The organism is Kitasatospora sp. NPDC001175 (genome assembly GCF_053598215.1).
The window spans coordinates 1-4,121 of record NZ_JBSFJU010000172.1; the positions used below are offsets into that span (position 1 = coordinate 1).

The following is a 4,121-nucleotide window of genomic DNA, read 5'->3' on the forward strand; positions in this document are numbered from 1 at the left end:
AGGGGCCCTCTCCTCGCCCGCCTCCGATGAGGAGGGGCCCTCTCCTCGCCCGCCTCCGATGAGGAGGGGCCCTCTCCTCACCCGCCTCCGATGAGGAGGGACCCTGGGCCAGACCATCTGCCCAGGTCACCGACACACAAAGCGCGAACCTGCCCCCTTCCCTTCACAGGGGAGTGGGCAGGTTCACAGCGCTGGATAACAGTTCGGTAGGCATTTGGAGATCAAAAGTAACACAGAGTCGCGATTTCGACCCGCTCTGCAGCATCTAGCCCGAGTTTTGCCAGCATCGTTACTCAATGTCCGATTTGTTCCTTACTCATCGCGTACAGAGGACTGTTTGTCCCGTTTCCCGGCTCGTGCTGGAATTCCAGCTACCCCGTAGTCACCCAGGGAACGTTCCACCCACAGCGGGCTGCGGCAAGCGGGGGAAAGCCGCTGGATTGATCCATGGCCGCCAGGCGGCCGAGAGGTTGTTGTCGAGTGAGGCGTAAGCAGCCAAACACCCCGCAGCGGCGCCCCGAGCCCCGCGAGAACGAGGCGGTCGGCAGTGGCCAGCCTTCGACGAGCGGGTTCTCCGCGTTCACCCCGGCCGGTGAGGACCGCCCGTCCCCCGGCCCCGCGCCCCAGATCCTGAGCGGCCCCGGTGGCCCGGGCTCGCTGGGTCCGGCGCCCAGGGGCAAGGATTCGGGCAAGCGCGGCGGCCAGGGCCCCCAGGGGTCGCGGCCGAACACGCCGAGCGCCCCCAAGACCACCGAGGAACTCCGGCAGAGCTCCGGTAAGTACGACTTCCTGATACCGCGCAACTGGCGCGTACCGACCCGTCTGGTCTCCATCCTGCTGATCCCGGTCGTCATCGGCCTGGTCTTCGGCGGCCTGCGGGTCAACTCCTCGATCGACGAGTTCACTAACGCCGACCACGCCTTGAAGACCGCCGAGCTGGCCCGCTCGGCGACCGACCTGGCGGACGCGCTGCAGTCCGAGCGCGACCTCTCGCTCATCCCGCTGATGACCGGACGCGACGACCAGGGCGTGGTGCCCAAGCTGCGCGCCAGGACCGACAAGGCCCTGATCGCCTACAACGACGCCTTCAAGAAGGTCTCCGGCGACGCCACCCTGGGCCGTCGCAACGACGCCTTCCAGCAGCTGGTGGTCAACCTCCCGCACCTGCGGGACAACGCCTACAAGCCCCAGCTGTTCGCCACCGCGACCCAGGCCGCGTACTCGGCGCTGTTCGCCCCGCTGCTGGCCTTCGACAACTCCGTCGGCTACGGCAGCTCCGACGTCACCAGCAAGGGCCGCTCGATCTACGCCCTGTCGCTGGCCAAGGCCTCGGCCTCCAGCCAGCGTTCGCTGATGCTCACCCTGCTCACCGGTATCGGCACCCAGTCGGTGACCCGGTACGAGAACGGCGAGCTGATCCAGACCCTGCTGGTCTCCAGCAAGCTGGAGCAGACCGCGCTCAACGAGTTCACCACCGGTAGCACCCCGCTGGACGCCAAGGTCTACTCGGACGCCCAGGTCGCGCAGTCCGCCGAGGACGCACGCTCCACGCTGCGCATGCCGGACCAGAGCATCCCGTCCATGCAGGGCCTGATGAACATCGGCCTCTCGTACAGTGACGCGGCTATCGCGGGCTTCTCCAACGGCCAGGCCGCGGCCAACCACAGCTTCGAGACCGCCCTCAGGGAAGGCCTGAACAGCGACAACTGGATGCAGGCGACCAACAGTCACCTGAACCCGCTGCGCAGCGCCGAGAAGACGCTGCTCGACCAGGTCGTCTCCAGCACCCAGGACATCCGGGACAACGCCCAGTTCGACGCGATCCTCAACTCGGCCATCGTGGTCGCCGCGCTCGCACTGGCCGGTCTGCTCACCGGCTTCATCGCCCGCTCGATGATCCTCGGTATGCGCGTTCTGAACACCGCCGCGCTGGACATCGCCAACCACCGTCTGCCGGACCTGGTCGAGAAGCTCTCCAAGACCGACCCCGAGCGGGTGGACACCAACGTCGAGCAGATCCCGCTCTGGGGCAAGGACGAGATCGGCGAGGTCGCCCGCGCCTTCGACCAGGTCCACCAGCAGGCGGTCGCGCTGGCCGCCGAGCAGGCCCTGCTCCGAGGCAACCTGAACGCGATCTTCTCCAACCTGTCGCGCCGCAGCCAGGGCCTGATCCAGCGCCAGCTGGCGCTGATCACCGACCTGGAGAACAACGAGGCCGACCCGGACCAGCTGGAGAACCTCTTCAAGCTGGACCACCTCGCGACCCGAATGCGCCGCAACGGTGAGAACCTCCTCGTTCTCGCCGGTGAGGAAGGCGGCCGCAAGTGGAACACCCCGGTCCCGCTGGTCGACGTTCTCCGCGCCGCCGCCTCCGAGGTGGAGCAGTACGAGCGTGTCGAGCTCTCCGGCATTCCGGAGGCCGAGGTCGTCGGCGTCGCCGTGACCGACCTCGTCCACCTGCTCGCCGAGCTGCTGGAGAACGCCACCACGTTCTCCAGCCCGCAGACCCGGGTCCTGGTCAATGCCACCGGCCTGCCGGACGGCCGAGTGCTGGTCGAGATCCACGACAAGGGCATCGGCCTCACCGCCGATGACTTCGCCGAGATCAACGAGAAGCTGGCCGAGCCGCCCACGGTCGACGCCACCATCTCCCGCCGCATGGGCCTGTTCGTGGTCGGCCGGCTGTCCCAGCGGCACGACATCCGCGTGCAGCTGCGCCCCTCGGGCGAGTCCGCCGGTACCACCTCGCTGGTCATGCTCCCGCCGTTCCTCACCCAGATGCGGAACGCGCCGGAGCCGGAGGAGCAGTTCACCGTCTCCCGGATCTTCGAGCAGGAGCCGCAGCAGGCGCCGGAGCCCTGGGACGCCATGGCGAGCCAGCGCAGCGCCGCCGAGCTCGGCTTCGACGACCACCTGACCGGCAACAGCGGCAGCAGCGGCTTCAGCCCCGCACTGGAGGCCATGCAGCGCTCGCAGCGTCTGGACCAGCAGCGCCGCCGCGCCGCTCTGGACGCGGCCCCCGATTCGGTCGAGGCCGAGGACATCATCGAGGCCGAGGTCGAGGAGGTCCCGCCGGCCCCCGCCGAGGCGTACGGCCACCAGCCGCACGCCGAGGAGGGCTACCAGTACGGTCAGGACCAGTTCCAGGCCTACCAGCAGCACGATCAGCAGGACCCGTACGGCCGCCCGCAGTACGCGGACGACTACGGCTACCAGCAGGGCGGGCCGGGCTACGCCGAGCCGCAGTACCAGGAGCAGCAGTACGGCCAGGAGCAGTTCCAGCCCCAGGCCTACCGCGAGGACCAGTACGCCGACAACTACGGCTACGGCGAGGGCCAGTACGGCCGTGGCGGGCAGCAGTTCGAGCAGGGCCAGCCGTTCGGCGGCCGGGCCGACGCGCCCGCCGACCACTCGTACAGCCCGGAGCCGTACGCGACCGAGCAGCCCGCGCTGCCGCCGGCCGCGCCGCACTCCGGCTCCGCGGGCCCGAACGCGGGCCTGCCGCAGCGGCGTCCCGGCCAGCAGCTGGCCGGTGGCGGCTTCGGCGGCCCGTCGGCCTTCGGCGACCAGGGCGGCGAGACGCCGAACTGGTTCACCGGTGCGAAGGACACCAGTGGCTCCGGCGAGAACCGCGGCCACGATGTGTCGTCCCTCGGCGGCTACGGCCCGACCGGTCCGACCAGCTCGCCGGCCGCGTCCTGGCAGTCGCCCAACGACGGTGACTGGCAGAAGGCCGAGCGCCTGCGCGAGCCCTCGGCCGGCGGCACCACCCCCTCCGGACTGCCGCGCCGGGTACCCAAGCAGAACCTCGTCCCGGGCAACGCCAAGCCGACGCCGCAGGACGGCCCGCAGGTCTCCCGCAGCCCCGAGGAGGTCCGCGGCCGGCTTACCAACCTGCGCCGCGGCGTCGAGCAGGGCCGCAGCGCGAGCGGCGACGGCTCCACCGGGAGCTTCCGGATCGACCCCGACCGGGGTGGCTCCGGCAACGGACAGCAGAGCAGCACCGATCTCTTCGGCGGCTCGAACCACCAGGAGCGTTGAGTTGAGTCAGATGAGCCAGGCCGCACAGAACCTGAACTGGCTGATCACCAATTTCGTGGACAACACCCCCGGGGTGTCGC

1 protein-coding gene is annotated in these 4,121 nt (G+C 69.6%); it reads left to right on the forward strand.

Going from position 1 to position 4,121, the window contains the following annotated elements; genetic code table 11:
• Positions 1 to 480 precede the first annotated feature (480 nt).
• Entirely contained in the window at positions 481 to 4,041 is a 3,561-nt protein-coding gene (locus ACWDAK_RS40745) for a sensor histidine kinase (protein ID WP_427396306.1), read from the forward strand.
• Positions 4,042 to 4,121: the final 80 nt, after the last annotated feature.